This is a genomic window from Sphingomonas sp. AC435, from assembly GCF_979253005.1.
Window position 1 is genome coordinate 1 of the sequence record NZ_CEEDCJ010000004.1, and the last position, 20,727, is coordinate 20,727.

A 20,727-nucleotide genomic window follows, 5' to 3' on the forward strand; every position below is an offset into this window, starting at 1 on the left:
GAGGTTGAGACACGGGTCACTTCTCGGTGGAAATTTATGCCTTCGCCGGGTCAGCTCTCAGTGGAAATCAACACCCCGTCCTCGTAGTTCTCCACGAGCCAGGCGTAGGCATCGACCACGTTCCTATCGAGGCCGTATCCCAGCATGCCGCCGCGGAGCCGCTCCAGCATCGCCGTTCCGACCCCGGAATCGTAATATAGTCGCTGCTCGACAGCGCCATCGAATGCCGCCACCCGGTCGTGTAGCAGGCTGACGTTCGTTCGACTCTCGACCGTGTTCCAGGTCCCGTCGAGGAATAGCGCGAGTCGCTTCATGATCAGCCCCCCCGCACGATCATGTCAGGGATGCGAAGGTCCGCCAAGCCTGAGGCTAAGATGTGCAGCGCTAGCAGTTTGAGACGATTAAACGCCTTGAGCATGATAGCTGATCGCGCTTTTCCGCGGCCGTGAGGACGCTTCGCCGGGGTGACCGGACGGGGAAGTCATCACCCGAAGGCCGCGGATACCAAGGTCGAGAACCATCTTGCAGGAGGCTTGGATGCCGCGCGTGGTCATGGCAAAGGGGACGCTCCCCACGGCATAAGGCGCGCCTTCGGAGCGCAGAATACACAGGAATTCGACGATCAGCAGTTAGATCACATTGAATTTCCAAGTCTTTCCGAGCTACCTGCAGTTGCGAAGGGGATGGAATTGAGCGTTGGCGCGACAGACTATGCGGCATGGATCTATCGCCTCAGCGATACCGACCTCGAGCGGCTGACGGATGACTGGGTGGCGTCGATGAGGAGACGATACCCCGACAGCGACCGCTTCTCCGGTGCCGGGGACATGGGACGCGACGTTGTAGGCTATCGCTCGACTTCCCGCTTTGATGGTCTCTGGGATAACTATCAGTGTAAGCAGCTGCTCGAGCGGCTGGGCGAACCGGAATTCATTCGGGAGATCGGCAAGATCTTTCATCACAGCTCGGCGGGCCACTTCAACCTTCCGGCCCACTTCTACTTCATCGCGCCCCGGGGGGCGGTGCGCAACGTCAGGGCCCTCATCGGTAAACCTAGCAGTATCGGCCCGCGACTGATCGAGAAGTGGGACGACTGGTGCGCCGGTAGCTTGGTCGAGAAGCAGACGATTGCGTTATCGAGCGATGTCCGGGCGAGCATCGAGGGGTACGACTTCCGCAACGTCTCGCTGCTGGAAGCCGGGAAGCTCGTGCGGGACGACGCGATGAAGGCCGTTCTCGTCAAATGGTTTGATGCTGATCCGGGCGCCGCGCCGGTCGGCAGCGTACCCGCCGCCGTGCAGCCGGAGGAGGCCCGGTATGTTTCCCAGCTGTTCAAGGCATACGGCGAACGGGGCGCGCCGTCGTTCGCGTCCAGCGACGAGGCACTCGTCGACCCCGTATTCGGCGACCACTTCCGCGTACAGCGTCAGCGGTACTTCGATGCCGCGTCGTTCAAACGCTATTATCGAGACAGCACGGAGCCGGCGGTGCTGAAGGCGTTCGATGATGACATGTACCACGGGGTCTTCGATACGCATGGCATGACCCATGACGACACGATGGCGAAGATCGCCGCCGTGATGAATGAGGCGAAGAGCGTCGCCGTCTCAGGCGTTCTCGGCAAATACGCCAGAGTCCCGGTCAAGCAGGGCACCATACACCATTTCGCGAATGACGATGTGTTGCCATGGGTGAAGTGAGCCCGCAGAAGCAGGACGATGTCCTCCTCTTCAACAGTCCCCTTGAAACGTCGCTGAGGACGCTCGTCGTGCTGGATGCCCTGCACCCGCGGGCGTGCACGCTAATTGAACTGACGTGGTTCGATCACCTGGTCGTTCACACGTCGGACGTCGGCGGCCCCGATAGCCTCCATCCGGACCTGCCGTCTCGCGGAGGCGAACTCCTGGTGCGCAGGCGGTTGGTGGACGAGGGCGTGCGGCTGCTCGTCCATGCCGATCTTGTAACGATCGTGGAGGATGAGGAGGGTATCCGATATGTTGCCGGCGACGAGGCGCCTTCCTTTATCGACCTCATGGGCACGCCCTACGGTCAGCGGCTGAGGGAACGAGCCGCTTGGTTGTCCCAGGAGTTCGGCCCCATACCGGAGGAGCAAATGCGCACCATCGTGCACGAGCGTCTTGGGAGGTGGACCATAGAGTTTCAGAGCGACGGCACGCTCCACGAGCCCTCCGCATGACCGATCGCCTGATATTCCGGCACCTCGCCTTCGTCGGCGCAAGATCGAGCGATAGCGTCCTCAATTTCGAGGACGGTACCAACGTCATCTTCGGCGCCTCGAACACCGGTAAGTCGTTCACGCTTGCTGCCCTGCAGTTCATGCTGGGCAAGTCGACGCCGCTCCCGGCAATCGAGCAGCTTGACGGCATCGACGCGGTACTTTTGGGTCTCGAAGTCCCCACTTTGGGCGTGGTCACCCTCTACCGCGGTATCCAGGGCGGAGGTCTGAGGCTCTACGACGGATTGCATTTCGAGCTTGCGCCGGGTTTGGCCGGAAGAACGCTCGCCGCGGAACAGGACGGGAGCACCGACAACATCTCGACCGTCATCCTTGATGCCCTTGGACTCGGCGGTAAACTTGTCGCGAAGAACGAGAACGGCGAGAAGGTGAGCTTTACGCTCCGAACACTCGATCCCTACGTGTTCGTCGATGAAAGCGCGATCATTGACGGGCGCAGCCCTATCCTTTCGGGCCAGTACATAACCGGGACGGCCGAGAGGAACGCCTTCCGCCTCCTTCTGACGGGTCGGGACGACTCCGCGATCGTCGCCGTCGTACCGGCCAAGATCCGAAGGGCGCGGCAGGAGGGGCAGCGCGAACTGCTTGAAGAGTGGTTATCCGATATCGACGCTCAGATCGAGGCTGCAGGGAGTACACGGGAGGAGCTGACAGCGCAGGAGAAGCGGATCGAGGCCTCGCTCGCCACATTGCATGGCGACCTGGCCCTCCGGCAACGACGGATCGACGAGGTCACCCGGGAGCGTCGGCGGGTGGTCGACGAGGGGGATCGCGTCAACGCGGCGGCACGCGAGGTTGAGCTCACACTCGCCCGGTTCGCTAGGTTGATGGAGGTGTACGAGTCCGACGTTGAGCGTCTCGAGGCGCTCGATCAGGGCGGCCAGCTCCTCCTTGCAAGGCTCGACCGGCCATGTCCGCTCTGCGGCGCCGAGGCAGAGCATCAGCATAACCACGGATCAAGGGATGTGGCACGCGCGAGCGCGGCCGCGTTCGCCGAGATCGTGCGCATTGATCGCGAGAGAAGGGATCTCGTGGCGACGATGTCCCACCTGGAACGGGACGGCGCGCTACATCACCACGGTCTGATGCATCTTCGGCGCCGGATCGTCGCGGCGGATCGCCTCCTGGCGGCCGTACGGCCGGATGAGTCGAGGCTGCGGGAGGACTACGAGCAGCGTAGCGCCGCGCGGGACCTCGTTCGCGACAAGCTCAGGCTGTTCGAGGAACGCGATCGCATCGCGGTACTGCTCTCCCAGATTACCGCGACGCGTCCCACGAACCGTGTGAAGCTCGTGGCGGGGATCGACGGCCCGACTGGACACGCGTTCGCAAGCAAGGTGTCTGAAGTGCTGCGTGAGTGGAGGTTTCCCGGCGACCCCGTCGTGTCATTCTACGATCAGACGCAGGACATCCGTCTCGATGGCAAGGATCGCAGCGCGAATGGCAAGGGCGTTCGGGCGATCCTACATTCGGCGTTCAAGGTCGCTGTGCTCCTCTACTGCCAGGAGAACCACCTGCCTCATCCCGGGGTGCTGGCCCTCGATACCCCGTTGCTCACCTACCGCGAGCCGTTCAGCATTCCACGTCACGGCGAACTCGCGGCGGACGAACGTAATCTTGCCGCGACGACGCTCCAGGAGAATTTTTACCGTCATCTGGCGAGCCTGCAGGGAACTGCCCAGTTCATCATCCTGGAGAACAGCGACCCACCTGCGGACGTCGTCGCCGAACTCTACGTCCAGACCTTCACCGGCGACCCTGGGGTTGGACGGAACGGCCTTCTTCCCACATTGAACTAGACGATCGCCGGCGAGGTCATGACGGCATCGACTTTCATTCTCGTCCTTTACCCGGCCGGCAGGTTGTTCCAAATGAGCGATGCCCTTGAAGAACCAGCCCGGTCGTCGTATCTCCATGTCGGAAACGTCGTATTTTGGCTAACGCTGTGTCGAACCTGACCGATCAGATTCTTGCTCGCTTTCCGGAAGGGGAAGTTATCGACCGTGCGACGCTCGCGGTCGATGCCAACTATGATTCTGTCGGTCGCGCGCTGCGGCAACTGGTTGAGGGTCGCAAGCTCGTGCGTGTCGGCCGCGGCTGCTATCGGAAGGTCGCCGGCAGAAAAGCCGCATCCGCCGCGACGATCACCGATCTGATCGAGCGCAGGATCAGTCGGTCGAAGCGCAATGTGTTCCTGCGCGGGGATTTCGCGAAGCTTGGCAGCTATGATGCCGTCGGGCGGGCGCTTCGCCAGATGACGGATCGCGGGCAATTGGTGCAGATCGGCTACGGCCTGTATGCCAAGGCAGAGCGCTCCCCATTCACCGGCAAGCCTGCGCCGCTGGTCGGCATCAAGCGGCTAGCGACCGAAGCGCTCGGCCGGCTTGGCAAGGCAGTGGTAACGTCGGACTTCGAGACTGCCTACAACAGTGGCCGCTCGACCCAGGTGCCGACGGGTCGGACGGTGGCGGTCAAGGACCGCGTTCGCCGCCGGATCGGCTATGATGGTAATTATGTCGTTCTCGAGCGCGCCTGACGCCGAAACACTTGGCCGTGTCGCGGGTGCGTTGGCGGTCGACGAAGCGTTCGTCGAAAAGGACTGGTTCGTCGTGCAGGCGGTCCAGCTTCTGCTTGGCGTTGGCACGAGTGACATTGCGCCGGCCTTCTCAGGCGGCACGGCGTTGCTGAAGGCGCACCAGCTTATCAAGCGCTTCTCGGAGGATATCGATTTCAAGCTGGCACTCTCGGAGGCATTTCTCGCCAAGTCGCAAGGCCAGCGCAAGAATGCCCTTAGCGGCTTCAAGAAGGACTTGGCGGCGACTTGGGAGGCCGCGGGCTTCACCAACTTGCAGATCGAAGCAGGCAGCGGGAATGCCTTCATCAGGATCGAGATGGACTACCCAACGGTTCTCCAGGGCCATGCCGCATTACGGCCGCACATCCTCGCGGAGCTGTCGGCAAAGCCGCCGCGGCTTGTGCCGCATCATTGTCCCGTGGGATCTTTTGTCGCGCAGTTCCGCGGCGTTCCGCCTGAGGTCGCCTCCATTGCCTGTGTCGATCCGGTGGAAACAGCCGCCGACAAGCTCAGCGCCTTCGCCTGGCGTGCGCTGGTTCGCGAGCGCGGAACGGAAAAGGACGATCCGACTATTATCCGCCATGTACATGACCTTGCCGCGCTGGAGGCGACGATTTCGGGTGATGGGCGGTTCGGAGCACTGCTGATCGACACGCTGATCGCGGACAGCCATCGCGGTGGCGGTGCAGTCGCCGATCTCCCGCCGCGGGAGCGGCTTGTCGCGATGTGCACGAAGCTCGAAACCGATACCCTCTATGCCGACGAATATCGCCGCTTCGTCGAAGGCATGGCTTTTGCTGGAGCGAGTGAAATTCCAACCTTCGAGGCCGCGGCTCTGGCGCTACGTCGCTTGTCGGCCCTGTTGCCAGAGTAATGTCCAAAAACGATTTCGACCAACTCTGCTCGCACGATTTCGAGCTAACGTAGGCCGACCTACTGTACGAGGAGCAGATCGCGCTTGAGCGTTTCAAGGCGGGAAGGGCGGTGAGATCGACTTTCGTTATCGTGAGTCGCTTGGCTATGTAACGTGGACGAGGCCCATTACTCTTTACTAGGCAACGAAATCCGCAAGAGGCCCTCTGCGTTCATCTGCCCTGCGGGATTATCGTCGGCTGCGATACTGTATATTTAAAGTTTCTCCGTTCTGTCGGCTAGCCGTCCAACATGTCTGGTAACCGGTAGGCTCGATACTGTCCGGCGCGCTTTGACGGTCCGATGACGTGAGGATCAACAGGACAGGAAGGAAGTACGATGAACGAAGGATTGGGTAAAAGCGAAGCCGTCGGCGCTGGTCGAACCGAGAACCCGGCAACCATGCCGAAAGGGCAACGGAATGTAGCTGTTACTGATCGACATGCGATGACAAAGGTTGACGACCTTGACCATCTTCTTGGGCAATTGACGCCGGAAGCCTTTCCCGAGCCAGTCGACTATGGTCGACCAGAAGGACAGGAGGTCTGGTAAATTTATGATGCTGGTGCGTGAGCTTTGAAAGCCGGCTGCATATGATCGCGAAATGACGCTAGATATTATCGGCGTTAGATCAATATCTTAACCTCAAATGTGTGCGGTGATTGATTGTCGGTCTCGGTTTAATCGCGTCCCCGCAACCAAAACACACCACACAGACCCAAACCAGCCCGCAACAGCACACCGCTGCCGCGGGCCTTTTCGCGTTCAGGTCACCGAAGGCGGCTTCAACGCGCATCTCCAGAACGCCTGCCCACTCGTCATGTGGGATTTCTCAAATCTACAATGGCTTTGAGAAGATGTTCATCTGCGAAAGCTACGATTTACAAAACGTCGGATGCTGGTACGCTGCAAGCTATATCACTGTGGAGATCGGGCATGATCAACCTACTCGTTGCAGCCAGCGTGGCGTTCGCTGCGGCACCAATGGCCCAAGCACCCACGTCGAATGAAATCGATCTTGGTCCTACCCAGCGGTGGGCGTTGATATCTGGATTGGAAAATCAGCTCGGCGGCAAATTCATAATTATCGGCCTTAAAGGAGCAAAAGCCGACTGTGATGTGCAGAAGGTCTGCGCCTCCGGCGATACCATTCTCCGTGATAAAAAGGCAAAATACTTGCGCCCCGAAGATTTAAGCGTAAGCAGAAAGCCCGTCGCGGCCATCGTTTCTGTGATGACGGCCAGCAATACACCGGAAGGGTTTGACGTCGTCCTGTCAGTTTATGATGTCAAATCAGGTGCCGTAACACAGCGCCGCGCTGAGATGGAATATCGCGGCGGTGAAGTTTCGACACAGCAGCTGCGGCGACTCGTAATCGTCGAAAGCTGAACTACGGGATATGGCGCTCGTCGGAGTTGATACGATGCGTATCGCAAGGCTACGGGTCTTGAAGAATGGCAGCTCGGTCATAGCAGGTCCGAAGCCTAGCTCAGGCGTGTTACGGGTTCGGTGGCATTCAGCGATCAAGACTGGCCCTCCTGCCGTGGGCTTCGCAGGGTAGTTCGTTGGCCTTCTGGCTCGGGCTTATGAGATAAGCTGTGCGTTGCTCCATGAGCGATAGAGATCACCGCGCCGTGCATATGGCCGAAGGCTGCAGATCGAGGTGGTTCTTTTCGACGACGCGCAACAAAGGCGAGGCATGCGTCTGGCGCCATGCGCTGACGGCGCTGGGCAGTATGCTGATGGCAATACTGGGCAGGGTGCCCAGCGAGATCACGTCTTCTCTAGGCTATTAGTTCGTCAGCCGCTGTTCGGCGCGACCCAGTTCCTCGCGGATCGGTCGCGCATGAGCGTACATCAATGCTCCCAGCGGCGTCGGCGTGACACCGGCCAGGCCGCGTTCTAGGGTTCAGACTCAATCAGAGCCAGAACGCGATAGCGGTGGCGAGGGCGACGCTTGAGAGGAAGTTGGCGGCGAGTTTGTCGTAGCGGGTGGCGACGCGGCTGAAGTCCTTGAGGCGACAGAAGGCGTTCTCGATGAGGTAGCGGCCACGGTAGCGGTCCTTGTCGTAGCGAATGGCGCGCTTGCGGTTGCGCCGGCCCGGGATGACGGGGACAGCGCCTACGTCGCGCAGCGAGCGCCGCAGTCGGTCGGCATCATAGCCTTTGTCGCCGAGTAGGTAACGCATGCGCCCGGCGCGTTCGAGAAGAGCCGGTGCCGCCTTCACATCGCTGACGTTGCCGGCCGTCAGCATCAGCGCGTACGGGCGTCCGATGACGTCGGTGAGCGCGTGGACCTTGGTGGTCCAGCCACCGCGCGAGGGACCGATCGCCTGCGTCGAGCGCCCCCTTTTGCGCCGAACGCTGCGCGCTGTGCCTTGACGTAGGTGCTGTCGATCGAGGTGCTTTTCGTCACCGCGCCGGTGTCCACCAGGGCATCGAGCAGTGTCACCCAGAAGCCTCGGTGCGACCAACGGTTGAAGCGGTTGTAGACCGTCGTCGACGGACCATAGTCGGCGGGGCAGTCGCACCAGCGGCAACCAACCTTAAGCACGTGCAGGATGCCCGAGATCACCCGCCGGTCATCAACCCGCCGTGCGCCGGGCTGGTTCTTCGGCAGATGCGGCTCGATCGCCGCCCATGCCTCATCAGACAACCAGAACAGCGCCATCACGCACCTCCCTTGATCCACACCACCGGTGAATCAGGAAAGTCTCACTCCTTCAAACCGCTGATTGAGTTTAGACCCTAGCACCTTTTCGCCCAGACTGGGTCAAACCGGTCCATTGATGTCGACAGGGCCTGCTGTGAGATGACGAGCAGCTTGGCAGCTTTGTTGAAGCTGCCTTGCTCGACGATCGTGGCGAAATACAGGAGTTTGCGGGGGTCCATCATCGAGCCGATAGATGACGAAGAGCACCGATGCACGACATCGTACCGACATTATGCTGTCTGTGAGATCCGCCCGCGCTCATGTCAAAGCCTTCTCGCTGAGGTTTAATCTGCCGTTGCGAGTCGTTCGCTCCGCTTTCGTCGAACAGCACTGCTTCTCCGAGACATGGAGGAAAGTCGGAATGCCCGTATTTCGCGCTGCCATTCCATAATGTCGAGTTAGCGAGCAGTGATTGCTTTGACGGAGATGTATACCCTCGGGCAGCGGGAGTGAACCTGTGCCAGGCAGACGCATTCCGAACGATGTATCGGTTGCCGGCTTCGACGACAGCGATGGCGCCCGACAGGTCTGGCCGCCGATGACGACCGTTCATCAGCCGATCGAGGCGATCGGAGCTGCCGCGGTCGACATCCTGACGCGCCCGGCAGTCAGCGCGGGAGAGGCGGCCAGCGCCTTTCCGGGTTCGCTGACGGTGCGTGGCTCTACGGGGCTTGCTCCGTCGCTCCGATGACGCTGCCCGAGCGTCGAATGCTGGGCCGGCTCGCCGGTCCTATGGGTCAGCTACGCGCCAGCTTCATGTCCCGCAGCACGCGGTCGAGATGCGCCAGCGCCTCCTTCGACGGGCCCGGATAGGGGCCCTGCGTCGGCTGATCGCCGATATAGCCCATGTCCGCCTTCCCTTCCGGCAAGCTGTAGAAGCCGAGCACGAACAGCTTGCGCAGCGTGTCCATGAACGCGACCGGCGCAGCCATGCCGCCGACGGGTGCGGCGGTGTTAAGGCCATTGAGCAGTGCGGCACGCTGCGCCCCCGTCGCCGCGGCGAACGGCTGCCCGTTCAACACCCGGCTCTGTGCGTCTAGCCAGCCCAGTCCGCCGATCACCCGCTCGCGATCGGCCTGCTGGACCGGATAGGGAGCGCTGATCCATTCGTCGACGAATGCGCCGACGCCGAGCTTGCCCGCGCCGGGCGAGACGTCGTCGGGCGGCAGGATCATGTCGCCGAGCAGGTCGATCGTGGCGCGTTGCTGGCGGTCCAGCGTCAGCGGCCACACGATTTTGGGCTCCATCAGGTTCGGGTCGCGGCCATAGCCGGTCGCCGGCTTCGCAGCGGGCACGGCTGGCCACGGCGCGACGGTGTCGAATGGTATGGCGCCGCCGATGCCGGCGGCTTCAGCCGGCGACCAGCGCGCGAGCGGCAGCAGCGCCGCCGTCATCATCCATTGCATCGTGGTACGGCGTGACGGCGTCATGCGAACGCTCCCGTCTTCATGCGCGCGGCCAGTCGCTCCGACGCCCGCAACGCCAGCGCCAGGATCGTCAGCGTCGGATTCTTGTGTGCGCCCGAGGCGAAGATCGCGCCGTCCATCAACACGAGATTGTCGACGTCCCACGTCTTGCCATAGCTGTCGACGACCGAGTTGCGCGCGTTCGATCCCATCCGTGCGGTGCCGAGTTCGTGGATGATCTCGCCGCCGGCGGTCATGATCTTTTCAGGCGGCAGGTCGGGATCGAGGATCGTCCCGTTCATGCGCTGAAAGACCGCGTGCGCGGTGCGGCGACCGTGCGCGACCTGGTTGATCTCGTTCTGCGACCAGCGGAAGGAGAAGCGCAGCACCGGGATGCCGAAACGGTCCTTCACCGCCGGATCGATCTCGCAGAACGTGTCCTTGTTGGGGATCATCTCGCCGCGCAGCGTCAGGCCGATCGTCGCGCCCGACGTGCTGCGTACCGCCTGCTTCAGCTTCGCGCCCCAGACCTTCGGCAACGCCTCGGCAGGTGGCACGCCGAACCGGCCGCCGATTTCGAAGTGATAGCCGCGCGCGAAGTCGAGCTCGCCGCGTTTCTGTTCCTTGTAGAGCCAGAAGGGGATGTAGATGTGCTGCCCGCCGATCCCGTCCTCGTTGTAGCGCGGACGATCAGCGAGCGCGGGGATGTAGGCGCGGAACGATGCGCCGGTGGAATCGGTCAGGTTGCGGCCGAGTTCACCCGACATGTTGGCGAGGCCGCGACCGTCCTCGCCCGAATTGAGCAGCAGCCGGGTCGTTTCCCCCGTGCCCGCCGCCAGCACCACGGCGCGTGCCGTCACCCGGTGGCGCAGGCCTGTCTTGCGATCGACATATTCGACGCCCGCTGCCTTGCCCGGCGCCGCCATCGTGACGCGCGACACCATCGCGTCGGTGACCGTCCTCAGCCGCCCGGTCGCCTTCGCCATCGGCAGGAGCGAGGTCGTCGTCTGGAACATCGCGCCGATCGTGCAGCCGCGGGTACACGGCGTGGCGTTGAAGCAAGCGCTGCGCGGCGCAACGGGATCGGGCATGTCGCGCGTCAACACGGCGGTGTGCGCGGCGCGGACGGGAATGCCCAGGCTTTCAGCGGTGGCCCTGATGAGCATTTCCGGCACGCGCGGACGCGGCGGCGGCATCAAACAGTCGGCGGGCGAGTCCGGGTGGTTCTCCAACTCTATACGGCCGCCGTTGACGCCGATCATGCGTTCGACCCGATCGTAGAAGGGCGCGACATCGTCGTATCCGATCGGCCAGTCCACCCCCAGCCCATCACGTGAGAACGGCTTGAAGTCGTACGGCCCCAGCCGGGGTACATGCCGCCCCCAATGGTTGGTGCGCCCGCCCAGCATGCGCGGCCGATACCAGCGGAAGTCGGACCCGGCGCGCATCGTGTAGGGCTCGCCGTCGATCTGCCAGCCACCGCCCACCGTCGCATCGAAATAGCCGAACGGTTTGTCCGGGGTGGAAGCGCCGCGCAGCGGCGCGTCGCTTTCCGGTGCAAACATGTTCACCTCGGCCTGCGGATCGTAATCGCGGCCGGCCTCCAGCATCAGGCAGCGCAGGCCGGACTTCGTGAGGCTGAACGCGGCCATGCCGCCGGCTGCGCCCGAGCCGACGATGATGACGTCGACCGGTGCATCCGCAGCCGGATTCGCGGCACCCGTCATCAGCGGATCGCCGTTGCGCTTGGCCCGATGGGGCGCAGCTTGATGTTGCGGAACGCGACCGGTTCGCCGTGATCCTGCAAGGCGATGACGCCGCTGTCGAACGTGCCGAAATACGGCATTTTTGCGAATTTCGACCCGGCGACCCGCTTGCGCCATGCATCATCGCCATAAGACACGTCGGCGGTCATCGTGCCGTTCAGCCACTGGCGGATGCGGCCCTTCTCGACCAGCAGTCGGGCGTGATTCCATTGACCGGCGGGATGCGACACGCCGGGTTTGGGCACGGTGATGTCGTACAGCGCGCCGGCGTGGTGCGACGGGATCTTGCCGTCCGGATGACCGGCATCGTCGAGCACCTGCATCTCCAGCCCGGTTTCGTACACCTGCTTCGTCTGCGGCAGGTTGCGCGCGAGGTACAGCACGCCGCTGTTGCCGCCCGGTGCGACCTTCCAGTCGAGCGTCAGTTCGAACGCGCCATAGCGTTCTGCGGTGACGAGGTCGCCGCCGCTCATCGTGCCGCTGGTCGCGGTGAGTTCCAGCGCGCCGTCCCGGATCGCCCAGGTCGGAGAGGGCGCGCCGCCGTTATACGAGGTCCAGCCCTCCAGATCGCGGCCATCGAACAGCAGCTTCCATCCGGCGGCGCGCTCCTTGGCGGTGAGGGTGTTGTTTGCCGCTTCCTGCGCGACCGCCGTCGTCGGCATCGACGAGAGGGTCAGGAGGCAAAGGGCTATCGTCGACGATCCACGCATCAGGTCTCTCCACGAGCCACCCGTCCGGCGCGAGCGGTCTCCCATCGGGGTTACCCGATCATGTTCGACCAGAAATACCTGCGCGGAAAGCGAAAAGCGCCGAGCGGACGGGCCGGATGGAGGTGCAATCGATCGTCGCTGTCGAGGACCGGGCGAACGCGGCCCCCGTCGGCACCATCCGGGTGGGATCAGGCGCCGCCGATCCCCTCGACGATCCGGCCCGTGCCGCCGCAGAAGGTGCATTCCGCGCCATCGATCGTGCCGCTGCCGCCGCATTTCGGGCAACTGTTCTCACCCGTGCCGGGGGTGCCCGGTGCGGCCTGATCGCCGGGGTTGGTCGGTGTGTCGCTCATGGTCCGCTCCTTGTTTCTCAACGACGTGGGTCGTTGTTGGGATCGTCAACGGTCGTTTGCGATGATCGTTCAGCGCGTTCCTCCGGGCTCACCCTGGCTGTGGCGAAAACGCTGCACTTGCGACATTTGAGCCGTCGCAGGCTGCTCGGCGCATCGACTAAGCCCAGACCGGGCATTAAGCATTTTCACAAGAGCCGATCAGCCGAGAGCTGGCCAACGACCATCGAGGGGAACGAACATGCCGTCCAGAACCAACGCCTGTCTGCTGATCGGTGCCGCCGCGGGCGCATTGCTCGCAGGTACTCCCGCCCTCGCGCAGGTCGCCGCGGATGCCACGCAGACGGCGGACGCCGCCCAGCGCGCGGAGCCGGAGCAGGGTCTGGTCGACACCAGCCAGCCGGACGGCGAGGACATCATCGTGGTCGGCACGGCCGGCGGCGGCACGCGCCGACAGGACGCGGCGTTCGCGGTCACGGCGCTGAGCAACGACGCGATCGAGCGTGCCGCGCCGAACAGCACGGCCGACATCCTGCGCGCGGTGCCCGGCGTGATGGCGGAAAGCTCGGGCGGGCAGAACGGCGCGAACATCTTCGTGCGCGGCTATCCCTCGGGCGGCGACGCGCAGTTCGTCACGTTTCAATATGCCGGCACGCCGATCTTCGCGCCGCCGACCTTGTCGTTCCTCGAGAACTCCCAGCTCATCCGCCTCGACGAGACGGTGCAGCGGATCGAGGCGGTCCGCGGCGGTACCGGCTCGCTGTTCTCGAACGGACAGCCCGGCCTGACGGTCAACGTCGTGCCCCGGATCGGCGGCAGCGAGCTGCACGGGTTGGCCAAGCTGTCCTACACCGACTTCGACGAAGTGCGTGGCGATGCCTGGATCTCCGGGCCGCTCGGCGGCGATACCGGCTTCATGATCGGTGGCTATTACGCGCAGGGCAACGGCCTGCGCGATCCGGGCTTCCGCGCCGAAAAGGGCGGCCAGATCACCGCCAACATCCATCACGATTTCGCCGGCAAGGGTTCGGTCGAGGTCTATGCCCGATACCTGAACGATCGCGGTGCGTGGCTGCTGCCGATCCCGATCGTGACGAACGGCAGCGGCGACATCAGCGCCTATCCGGGTTTCGACGCGGGTACCGGCACGCTGATGGGCCGCGATACGCGGATCACCACCAACGTGGTGGGGCGCACCATCGATCTGGCGGACGGTCGCGGTGCGAACATCATCAACACCGGCATCACCTTCGAATACGAGGTCGCCGACGGGCTGCGTTTGCGCGAGCGGACCAGCTATCTGGGGGGCGACGCCAACACGATCGGCCTCGTGCCGGTCGAGGGGCCGGTATCGGCGGCGGCGATGGCCGTGACGCTGGGCGGTGCCGGGTCGACGGTCGGCGCGCTGACCTATGCGACGGGCGGCGGCGCGGTCGCGGGTGGCGCGGACGCGGCGGTGCTGCGCGCGGGTATTTGGGAGGTGCGCAAGAAGATATCGTCCTTCGTCTCCGACAGCGCGTTCGAATGGACGGCGGGGTCGAACAAGCTGACCGGCGGCGTCTTCTACACGAACTATACGTCGCGCGATTCGTGGGTGCTGGGCAATCAGGTGCTGCTCGCCGCGGAGCCGAACGCGCGCCGCCTGAACCTGACGCTGAACGGCGGGCGCACCGCGACGCTGAACGGCTTCACCAGCGGTCCGGCGTTCCAGGTGCAGGCGAACTATCAGGGCGAGGATTACGCCTTCTACGGCGTCGACGAATTGCAGATCACGCCCGAACTGCGCATCGACGGCGGTGTCCGGTGGCAGCGTCATCTGGTCGACGCGACGCTCAGCACGCCGCTGGCGGGCGGCAACGTCAACCTCGATGCCAATCCGCTGACGCTGTACGACAATGCGGTGACAGTGCTGGGGCCGGTGCGGTCGATCCGTTACCGCGACGATGCGTGGTCGTGGACCGGCGGCGTCAATTACGACTTCAGCCGCTCGGTCGGCGTGTTCGCCCGCTACAGCCGCGGCAACAGCTTTCCGCAGTTCGACAATCTGCGCGAGGCGAGCGCCGACAACATCGCCAACGGCACCGGCCTCGCCGCCACGGCGGAGGTCGACACGTACGAGGGCGGCGTCAAGATCTCGACCGGGATAGCCAACCTCTACGCCACCGTCTTCCACAATAAGTTCGACGGGCTCGCGACGACGTCGCTCATCAACAACGTGCCGGTCAGCTCCAACGGCGGCGCCAAGGCGACGGGCGTCGAGCTGGAGGGCGCGCTGCGGCCGACCAAGTGGTTCAGCATCACCGCCGCCGGCACCTATCTCGATGCGACGTACCGCGATTTCTTCACGGGCAACGGCGCGATCGACAACACCGGCAACCGGGTGCAGCGCCAGCCGAAATGGATGTGGCGCGTGACTCCGGCGATCGACGTCGATGTCGGCCGCTTCCGCCCATCGCTGTTCGCGACGCTGCAATATACCGGCGATCGCTTCTCCGATCCGGAGAATTTGCAGGTGCTGCCGCACTTCTACCAGCTGGACGCCGGCGTGTCGGTGGAGGTCGCGCAGCGCGTGCGGTTGCAGGTCACGGGCAACAACCTGACCGACGAGATCGGCCTGACCGAAGGTAACCCGCGGATCATCGGCGGGCAGGGGACGGGTGCGATCCTGGCGCGACCGATCCTCGGCCGCTCGTTCCGGTTCAGCGCAGCGGTCGAGTTCTGATCGTCCGGTGGACCGCCGCAGTCTGTTGAAGGGGCTTGCCGGGGCGGCGGCGCAACATGCTGCTGGGTTTAAGACGATCAGCGTTCGACCATGATCGCCACGGTGTCATCGTCAAGACGCCGTGGCCGGACCAAAAGGCGAAAGGTGCCGCGCTGTTCCGCCCGGCGTATGCGGACCGGTCGTTCCTTCTATGCGGACAGCGCTTAGGTCAGTTCGGGTAGGCGGGTGAGGTATTTGTCGAGGGTGATCGGATAATCGCGTACGCGGACGCCGGTGGCATTGTAGACGGCGTTGGCGATCGCGGGCGCAACTCCGGTCAATCCCAATTCGCCGACACCCTTCGCCTTCAAGGGAGACATGGTGGGATCAACCTCATCGATGAAGGCGACGTCCAGATGCGGGACGTCGGCATGAACCGGGACCTCGTATCCGGCAAGATCATGGTTCACGAACAGGCCGAAGCGCGTGTCGACCGCCATTTCTTCCATCAGCGCCGCACCGATGCCCATCGTCATGCCGCCGATGACCTGACTGCGCGCGGTGACGGGATTGAGGATGCGCCCCGCTGCGCAGACGGCGAGCAGCCGTCGGACACGCACGACGCCGGTGTAGCGGTCCACGCCCACCTCGGCGAAATGCGCGCCGAAGGTCTGCTGCGCGAAACGCTGGGACAGGTCGCCATATTCCATGCTGTCCTCCGCGACCAGTTCACCCAGGCGGGCGGCGGAGGCGAGCGATACCGTTCGCCCGGCCGAGCGAACTTCGCCATCGGCGAACACGACATCGTCGCGTTCGAAGCCCAGCCGTTGCGCGACGATGTCGCGGAGTTTCGCGCATGCCGCGTAAACGCCGGCGGTGACGGAGGCTGCACCCATCTGGCCGCCGGATCCCGGTGTTTCGGGAAAGGACGAGTCGCCCAGTCGCGCCTCCACCCGGTCCGATGGAACGCCCATCATCTCCGCCGCGGTCTGCGCGACGATCGTGTAGCTGCCGGTGCCGAGATCGGTCATGTCGGTTTCCACGATCACCCGGCCGGATCGTTCGAGACGGACGCGGGCCCCCGCCTTCGCGATGGGGGCGCCCCGGATCGCGCTCGCCATACCAAACCCGATCAACCAATCGCCGTCGCGTCGGCTGGCAGGCGAGCCAGGCCGCTCGCTCCAGCCGAACCGGTCCGCGCCGGTCCGCAGGCACTCGACAAAGGCGCGCGTGGAAAAGGGGCGGCCGGGCTTCTCGGGATCGACCGCCGTATCGTTCGCGATACGCAAGTCGACAGGATCCATGCCCAGCCGTTCGGCAAGCTCGTCCATCGCCATTTCCAGCGCCATCATTCCAGGTGCCTCGCCGGGTGCCCGCATGGCGTTGCCCTCCGCCAGATCGAGCGTGGTGAGATAGCGGCGCAACAGCCGGTTCTCGCCACGATAGAGGAGGCGGGTCGGAATGGTGCTGGGCTCCGTCCGGCCTCCTGCGAGATTGCCCGACCAGCTATCGTGCCCGATCGCCGTCAGGCGTCCGTCGCGGCCTGCGCCCAGACGGACGCGCTGGATCGTCTTGGGGCGGTGGATGGTGTTGTTGAACATCAGCGTCCGCTGCAACACCAGTTTCACGGGGCGTCCGGCGGCGCGCGCGGCGAGCGCGGCCAGCACGAGGTCGCTCTGTACCGTACCCTTGCCGCCGAAGCCGCCGCCGATATACGGAGAGCGAAGCCTGATATTCGCCTTCGGGATGCCAAGGATCCGGGCCAGGTCGCGGACACCCCAGTTCATTTGCTGGATCGATGTCCAGCACGTCAGCAGGTCGCCGTCCCAGCGCGCGATGGTGGCGTGCGGCTCCATCATCGCATGCGCCTGATCGGGCACGGTGTAGGTTTCGTCGAGCGTGACCGGTGCGGCGGCAAAAGCCCGATCGAAGTCGCCGACCACGATCTGACTGGGGCCACCGAACGGCTCCTTGGGTGCGATCGGTGCGTCGGCCTTCTGCGCGGAGAGGTCGAACGATCCGGTGGTGCGGGCGTAATCGACACGGATCAGCGCGCTCGCCGCACGAGCCTGCTCGAAGGTGTCGGCCACGACCACGGCGACGGCCTGATGATAGTGATCGACTGCCGGTCCGGCGAGCATTCGCTGGACATAGAACTCGCCGACGCCGAGCGGCCCGGCGGTTCGGTAGGTGACGACCGCGCGAACACCGGGTGCGGCGTCGGCCGCCGACGTGTCGATGGCGGCGATCCGACCCTTGCCGATCGCGGCACCCAGTATGTAGCCATAGGCGATATCGCCGCCCAGATCGTGATGTTCGGCGGCGTAGGTGGCGGTGCCCGTCGTCTTCAGCGGCCCTTCGACGCGGGGATGGGGCCGACCGATCACGGTCTGACGATCGATCGGGGTGGTCCCGGCTGGCGTGTCGAACTTCATATCGCGGCCCCTTCGTCATGCTCCGCCAGGAACGCGGTGGCTGTCATCGGTCGCGAGAACATCGGAAAGGTGCCGTTCACCGCCGCCTCTTGAGCCTCGATGCTCAGCGTTGCGGTGCAATCTGTCAGCGTGACCACGTCGTAGCCACGTTCGTAGGCCGAGCGCATCGTCGATTCGACGCAACAATTGGTGAGGAAGCCGGCAAGGGCAACGCGGGTAATGCCGCGCTGGCGCAGGATGAAGTCCAGGTTGGTGGTAGCGAAGCAGTCGAGCCCTCGCTTTCCTTCGATCACGATCTCGCCGGCGGTCGGTGCCATGGTCGCGTCGATCTCCGCTCCCCAACTATCCTTGCGGAATGCCTTCGACTGAACGATCCCGGCGAGGATGCCATAGGGCTCGGACGGCAGCTCGGGATAACCCGCTGCGAACGTGATCGGTGCATGCAGGACGGTCATGCCACGGGCGCGGGCGCCGTCGAGCAGCACGCGGCTGTGCCGCATCATATCGGTGTGCGCCATCACCGCGCGGACCGCATCGTGCTGCACGCCACCGGGGGCGGTGAAGTCGTTCTGATCGAGGGCCGATGTCGTCCCGTTCGCCAATGCCGCCGTGTCCATCATGATCGTCTCCACATCGTCGCCGACAGCGACGGGTCCGATGAAAATCCCGCGCCCGTCGGCGACGTTGCGTCCCGTCATGCGACCGCGGGCAGCCGCTCGAAATGCTTGTCGAGCGTCAGCGGGTAGTCGCGCAGGCGCACGCCCGTGGCATTGTACATCGCGTTCGCCACCGCCGCGCCGACACCGCATAGGCCCAGTTCGCCCACGCCCTTGGCCTTCATCGGGTTCGCCTTGTCGTCAGCCTCTTCGAGGAAGATGACCTCCTGATGCGGGATGTCGGCGTGAACCGGCACTTCGTAGCTGGCGAGGTCGTGATTGATAAACAGGCCGAAGCGCTTGTCGACCGCCAGTTCCTCCATCAACGCGCTGCCAACGCCCATCGTCATCGCGCCGATCACCTGGCTACGCGCCGATGTCGGATTGATGATCCGGCCGGCGGCGCAGACCGCGAGCATCCGGCGCAGGCGCGTCGCGCCGGTGTAGACGTCCACCCCGACCTCGACGAAATGCGCGCCGAAGGTCGACAGCTGCCACGTCTTGTCGAGGTCGCCGAATTCGATCTTGTCTTCGGCGGACAGGTCCCCCGCCGCCGTGGCCTGTTTCAGGCTGGTCGACCGGCCGCCGCTGGTGATCTTGCCATCGGCCAGCGCGAGATCGGCGGGATCGTAGCCCAGCCGCGTTGCGAGCGCCTGCCGCAGCTTGACGCAGGCGGCATAGACGCCTGCGGTAGCGTTGGCCGCGCCGAACTGACCGCCGGAACCGGCGGACACGGGGAAGGCGGAGCTGCCGAGTTTCACCACGACGCTGTCGACCGGCACGCCCATCATCTCCGCCGCAGTCTGCGCGATGATCGTGTAGCTGCCGGTGCCGATGTCGGTCATGTCGGTTTCGACGGTGACCACACCGTCGCGGCCGAGGCGGACGCGAGCGCCCGAGGTCATGTTCATGTGATTGCGGAACGCGGACGCCACGCCCATGCCGACGAGCCAGCGCCCGTCGCGCACCTGTGCCGGTGTCGCATTGCGACGCGACCAGCCGAAGCGCTGCGCACCCTCTTCGAGGCAGCGGACGAGCTGGCGCTGCGAAAAGCGACGGGTCGGCGTCTTGGGATCGACCTGCGTATCGTTCTTCACGCGGAAGGCGATCGGGTCCATCTTCAGCGTTTCCGCCATCTCGTCCATCGCGACTTCCAGCGCCATCAGCCCCGGCGCCTCGCCCGGGGCGCGCATCGCATTGCCTTCGGGCAGGTCGAGCACCGCGAGGCGCATCGCGGTCAGGCGGTTCGCGCCGGCGTAGAGCAATTGCGTTTGCAACACCGCGGCCTCGGGACCGCCGTTCGGCAGGTCGCCCGAGCTGCTTTCGTGGGCGATGGCGGTGATCGTGCCGTCGGGGGTCGCGCCGATCCGGATACGCTGGCGGGTCGCGGGACGGTGCGTTGTGTTGTTCGCCATCAGCGGACGCTGCAACGCGACCTTCACCGCGCGCTTCGCCGCCCGCGCGCCCAGGACGGCGAGCACCGCATCGCTGCGCAGGAACAGCTTGCCGCCGAATCCCCCGCCGACATAGGGCGACAGCAGCGTGATCTTGTCCTTGGGGATGCCGAGCGTCGTCGCAAGGTCGGTGCGGGTCCAGTCGACCATCTGGTTCGACGTCCAGAGCGTCAGCGCATCGCCGTTCCACGCCGCGATCGAGGCGAACGGCTCCATCATCGCGTGGGTATGGTCCGGCGTCGTGTAACGCTGGTCCAGCTTCACCGGTGCGGCGGCGAACGCCTGTTCGAAATCGCCGACCCGATATTCGGGGGGCTTGCCCGGCTCGCCAGCCTTCAGCGGGGCCGTATCCGCCACGGCGGCAAGATCGAATTGCCCCTTACTGCGGGTGTAGTCGACGCGGATCAGGCCGGCGGCGGCGCGCGCCTGTTCGAACGTCTCGGCGACCACCAGCGCAATCGCCTGATGGTAATGGTCGATATCAGGGCCACCGATCAGCTTGGCGGTATTGAACTTGCCCTTGCCCATCTTGCCGGCGTCGGCGGCGGTGACGATGGTGATCACGCCCGGCGCGGCCTTCGCTTCGTCGAGGTTCATCGAGCGGATGCGCCCCTTTGCGATCCCTGCGCCGACTACATAGCCATAGGCCGGATCGGCGACCTCGGCCGGATGTTCGTAGGCGTAGGCAGCAGTGCCGGTGGTCTTCAGCGGACCGTCGATCCGGCTGTGGGCGCGGCCGACCACCGTCATGCGATCGATCGGATTGGTCGTTGCGGGGGTGTCGAACTTCAT

The 20,727-nt window shown here is 64.4% G+C and carries 19 protein-coding genes and 1 pseudogene; 9 read left to right on the top strand and 11 right to left on the bottom strand.

The window, feature by feature from the left end:
* Positions 1-50 precede the first annotated feature (50 nt).
* Entirely contained in the window at positions 51-314 is a 264-nt protein-coding gene (locus tag AC0CH8_RS09080; RefSeq protein WP_465239601.1) for a phospholipase effector Tle1 domain-containing protein, read from the bottom strand.
* A 150-nt stretch (positions 315-464) separates the two neighbouring features.
* On the opposite strand from AC0CH8_RS09080, the gene AC0CH8_RS09085 reads away from it, so the two are divergent.
* The 7 genes from AC0CH8_RS09085 to AC0CH8_RS09115 all read left to right on the top strand — a co-directional run bounded on the left by AC0CH8_RS09085 (position 465) and on the right by AC0CH8_RS09115 (position 7,133).
* On the top strand, positions 465-1,700 hold the full coding sequence (locus tag AC0CH8_RS09085; RefSeq protein ID WP_465239602.1) for an ABC-three component system protein: 1,236 nt from the start codon (positions 465-467) through the stop codon (positions 1,698-1,700).
* Positions 1,688-2,197 (top strand): ABC-three component system middle component 2, encoded by a 510-nt coding sequence (locus AC0CH8_RS09090; RefSeq protein WP_465239603.1) that lies wholly within the window; start codon positions 1,688-1,690, stop codon positions 2,195-2,197. The genes AC0CH8_RS09085 and AC0CH8_RS09090 overlap by 13 nt, the downstream gene beginning before the upstream one ends.
* On the top strand, positions 2,194-4,056 hold the full coding sequence (locus AC0CH8_RS09095; protein ID WP_465239604.1) for a hypothetical protein: 1,863 nt from the start codon (positions 2,194-2,196) through the stop codon (positions 4,054-4,056). Before AC0CH8_RS09090 ends, AC0CH8_RS09095 begins: the two co-directional genes overlap by 4 nt.
* 134 nt (positions 4,057-4,190) lie before the next feature.
* Positions 4,191-4,793: a hypothetical protein gene (locus AC0CH8_RS09100; protein WP_465239605.1), complete on the top strand. Its 603-nt coding sequence runs from the start codon at positions 4,191-4,193 to the stop codon at positions 4,791-4,793.
* Complete coding sequence (locus tag AC0CH8_RS09105) at positions 4,771-5,706, top strand: nucleotidyl transferase AbiEii/AbiGii toxin family protein (protein WP_465239606.1); 936 nt, start codon at positions 4,771-4,773, stop codon at positions 5,704-5,706. The genes AC0CH8_RS09100 and AC0CH8_RS09105 overlap by 23 nt, the downstream gene beginning before the upstream one ends.
* Positions 5,707-6,083: 377 nt before the next feature.
* Positions 6,084-6,296, top strand: a complete 213-nt coding sequence (locus AC0CH8_RS09110) for a hypothetical protein (protein WP_465239607.1) — start codon at positions 6,084-6,086, stop codon at positions 6,294-6,296.
* A gap of 384 nt (positions 6,297-6,680) precedes the next feature.
* A complete protein-coding gene (locus AC0CH8_RS09115) occupies positions 6,681-7,133 on the top strand; it encodes a hypothetical protein (RefSeq protein ID WP_465239608.1) in 453 nt (150 codons plus the stop codon).
* 235 nt (positions 7,134-7,368) lie between these two features.
* Here the strand turns inward: AC0CH8_RS09115 and AC0CH8_RS09120 are convergent, their stop codons facing one another.
* From AC0CH8_RS09120 to AC0CH8_RS09130, 3 genes and pseudogenes are all read right to left on the bottom strand, one after another.
* Positions 7,369-7,521 carry a hypothetical protein gene (locus AC0CH8_RS09120; protein ID WP_465239609.1) on the bottom strand — a complete coding sequence of 51 codons (153 nt, stop codon included), beginning with the start codon at positions 7,519-7,521 and terminating at the stop codon, positions 7,369-7,371.
* Between the two features lie 142 nt (positions 7,522-7,663).
* Positions 7,664-8,415 (bottom strand): annotated as a pseudogene (locus tag AC0CH8_RS09125) (IS5 family transposase).
* Between the two features lie 77 nt (positions 8,416-8,492).
* A complete protein-coding gene (locus tag AC0CH8_RS09130; protein WP_465239610.1) occupies positions 8,493-8,639 on the bottom strand; it encodes a LysR family transcriptional regulator in 147 nt (48 codons plus the stop codon).
* A gap of 275 nt (positions 8,640-8,914) precedes the next feature.
* Between AC0CH8_RS09130 and AC0CH8_RS09135 the strand changes: the two genes are divergently transcribed.
* The gene (locus AC0CH8_RS09135; protein WP_465239611.1) at positions 8,915-9,148 is read left to right on the top strand and encodes a substrate-binding domain-containing protein; all 234 of its coding nucleotides are present in this window, start codon (positions 8,915-8,917) and stop codon (positions 9,146-9,148) included.
* A 46-nt stretch (positions 9,149-9,194) separates the two neighbouring features.
* Here the strand turns inward: AC0CH8_RS09135 and AC0CH8_RS09140 are convergent, their stop codons facing one another.
* The 4 genes from AC0CH8_RS09140 to AC0CH8_RS09155 all read right to left on the bottom strand — a co-directional run bounded on the left by AC0CH8_RS09140 (position 9,195) and on the right by AC0CH8_RS09155 (position 12,692).
* The gene (locus AC0CH8_RS09140; RefSeq protein ID WP_465239612.1) at positions 9,195-9,887 is read right to left on the bottom strand and encodes a gluconate 2-dehydrogenase subunit 3 family protein; all 693 of its coding nucleotides are present in this window, start codon (positions 9,885-9,887) and stop codon (positions 9,195-9,197) included.
* Complete coding sequence (locus AC0CH8_RS09145; protein WP_465239613.1) at positions 9,884-11,590, bottom strand: GMC oxidoreductase; 1,707 nt, start codon at positions 11,588-11,590, stop codon at positions 9,884-9,886. Before AC0CH8_RS09145 ends, AC0CH8_RS09140 begins: the two co-directional genes overlap by 4 nt.
* Positions 11,590-12,291 carry a 3-keto-disaccharide hydrolase gene (locus AC0CH8_RS09150; protein WP_465239614.1) on the bottom strand — a complete coding sequence of 234 codons (702 nt, stop codon included), beginning with the start codon at positions 12,289-12,291 and terminating at the stop codon, positions 11,590-11,592. The genes AC0CH8_RS09145 and AC0CH8_RS09150 overlap by 1 nt, the downstream gene beginning before the upstream one ends.
* Positions 12,292-12,527: 236 nt before the next feature.
* Positions 12,528-12,692, bottom strand: a complete 165-nt coding sequence (locus AC0CH8_RS09155; RefSeq protein ID WP_465239615.1) for a hypothetical protein — start codon at positions 12,690-12,692, stop codon at positions 12,528-12,530.
* Positions 12,693-12,930: 238 nt separating this feature from the next.
* On the opposite strand from AC0CH8_RS09155, the gene AC0CH8_RS09160 reads away from it, so the two are divergent.
* Entirely contained in the window at positions 12,931-15,411 is a 2,481-nt protein-coding gene (locus tag AC0CH8_RS09160) for a TonB-dependent receptor (RefSeq protein ID WP_465239616.1), read from the top strand.
* A gap of 203 nt (positions 15,412-15,614) precedes the next feature.
* Here AC0CH8_RS09160 and paoC (AC0CH8_RS09165) read toward each other — a convergent pair whose 3' ends face one another.
* The 3 genes from paoC (AC0CH8_RS09165) to paoC (AC0CH8_RS09175) all read right to left on the bottom strand — a co-directional run bounded on the left by paoC (AC0CH8_RS09165) (position 15,615) and on the right by paoC (AC0CH8_RS09175) (position 20,727).
* Entirely contained in the window at positions 15,615-17,825 is a 2,211-nt protein-coding gene (gene paoC / locus AC0CH8_RS09165) for an aldehyde oxidoreductase molybdenum-binding subunit PaoC (protein ID WP_465239617.1), read from the bottom strand.
* A complete protein-coding gene (locus AC0CH8_RS09170; protein WP_465239966.1) occupies positions 17,822-18,442 on the bottom strand; it encodes a cysteine hydrolase family protein in 621 nt (206 codons plus the stop codon). The genes paoC (AC0CH8_RS09165) and AC0CH8_RS09170 overlap by 4 nt, the downstream gene beginning before the upstream one ends.
* Positions 18,443-18,519: 77 nt before the next feature.
* Positions 18,520-20,727, bottom strand: a complete 2,208-nt coding sequence (gene paoC, locus AC0CH8_RS09175) for an aldehyde oxidoreductase molybdenum-binding subunit PaoC (RefSeq protein ID WP_465239618.1) — start codon at positions 20,725-20,727, stop codon at positions 18,520-18,522.

Coding starts and splice junctions, on each gene's coding strand:
- AC0CH8_RS09080 (WP_465239601.1), bottom strand. CDS start 314: ATGAAGCGACTCGCGCTATTCCTCGACGGGACCTGGAACACGGTCGAG.
- AC0CH8_RS09090 (WP_465239603.1), top strand. CDS start 1,688: ATGGGTGAAGTGAGCCCGCAGAAGCAGGACGATGTCCTCCTCTTCAAC.
- AC0CH8_RS09095 (WP_465239604.1), top strand. CDS start 2,194: ATGACCGATCGCCTGATATTCCGGCACCTCGCCTTCGTCGGCGCAAGA.
- AC0CH8_RS09105 (WP_465239606.1), top strand. CDS start 4,771: ATGTCGTTCTCGAGCGCGCCTGACGCCGAAACACTTGGCCGTGTCGCG.
- AC0CH8_RS09110 (WP_465239607.1), top strand. CDS start 6,084: ATGAACGAAGGATTGGGTAAAAGCGAAGCCGTCGGCGCTGGTCGAACC.
- AC0CH8_RS09115 (WP_465239608.1), top strand. CDS start 6,681: ATGATCAACCTACTCGTTGCAGCCAGCGTGGCGTTCGCTGCGGCACCA.
- AC0CH8_RS09130 (WP_465239610.1), bottom strand. CDS start 8,639: ATGATGGACCCCCGCAAACTCCTGTATTTCGCCACGATCGTCGAGCAA.
- AC0CH8_RS09140 (WP_465239612.1), bottom strand. CDS start 9,887: ATGACGCCGTCACGCCGTACCACGATGCAATGGATGATGACGGCGGCG.
- AC0CH8_RS09145 (WP_465239613.1), bottom strand. CDS start 11,590: ATGACGGGTGCCGCGAATCCGGCTGCGGATGCACCGGTCGACGTCATC.
- AC0CH8_RS09150 (WP_465239614.1), bottom strand. CDS start 12,291: ATGCCGACGACGGCGGTCGCGCAGGAAGCGGCAAACAACACCCTCACC.
- AC0CH8_RS09155 (WP_465239615.1), bottom strand. CDS start 12,692: ATGAGCGACACACCGACCAACCCCGGCGATCAGGCCGCACCGGGCACC.
- AC0CH8_RS09160 (WP_465239616.1), top strand. CDS start 12,931: ATGCCGTCCAGAACCAACGCCTGTCTGCTGATCGGTGCCGCCGCGGGC.
- paoC (WP_465239617.1), bottom strand. CDS start 17,825: ATGAAGTTCGACACGCCAGCCGGGACCACCCCGATCGATCGTCAGACC.
- AC0CH8_RS09170 (WP_465239966.1), bottom strand. CDS start 18,442: ATGGACACGGCGGCATTGGCGAACGGGACGACATCGGCCCTCGATCAG.
- paoC (WP_465239618.1), bottom strand. CDS start 20,727: ATGAAGTTCGACACCCCCGCAACGACCAATCCGATCGATCGCATGACG.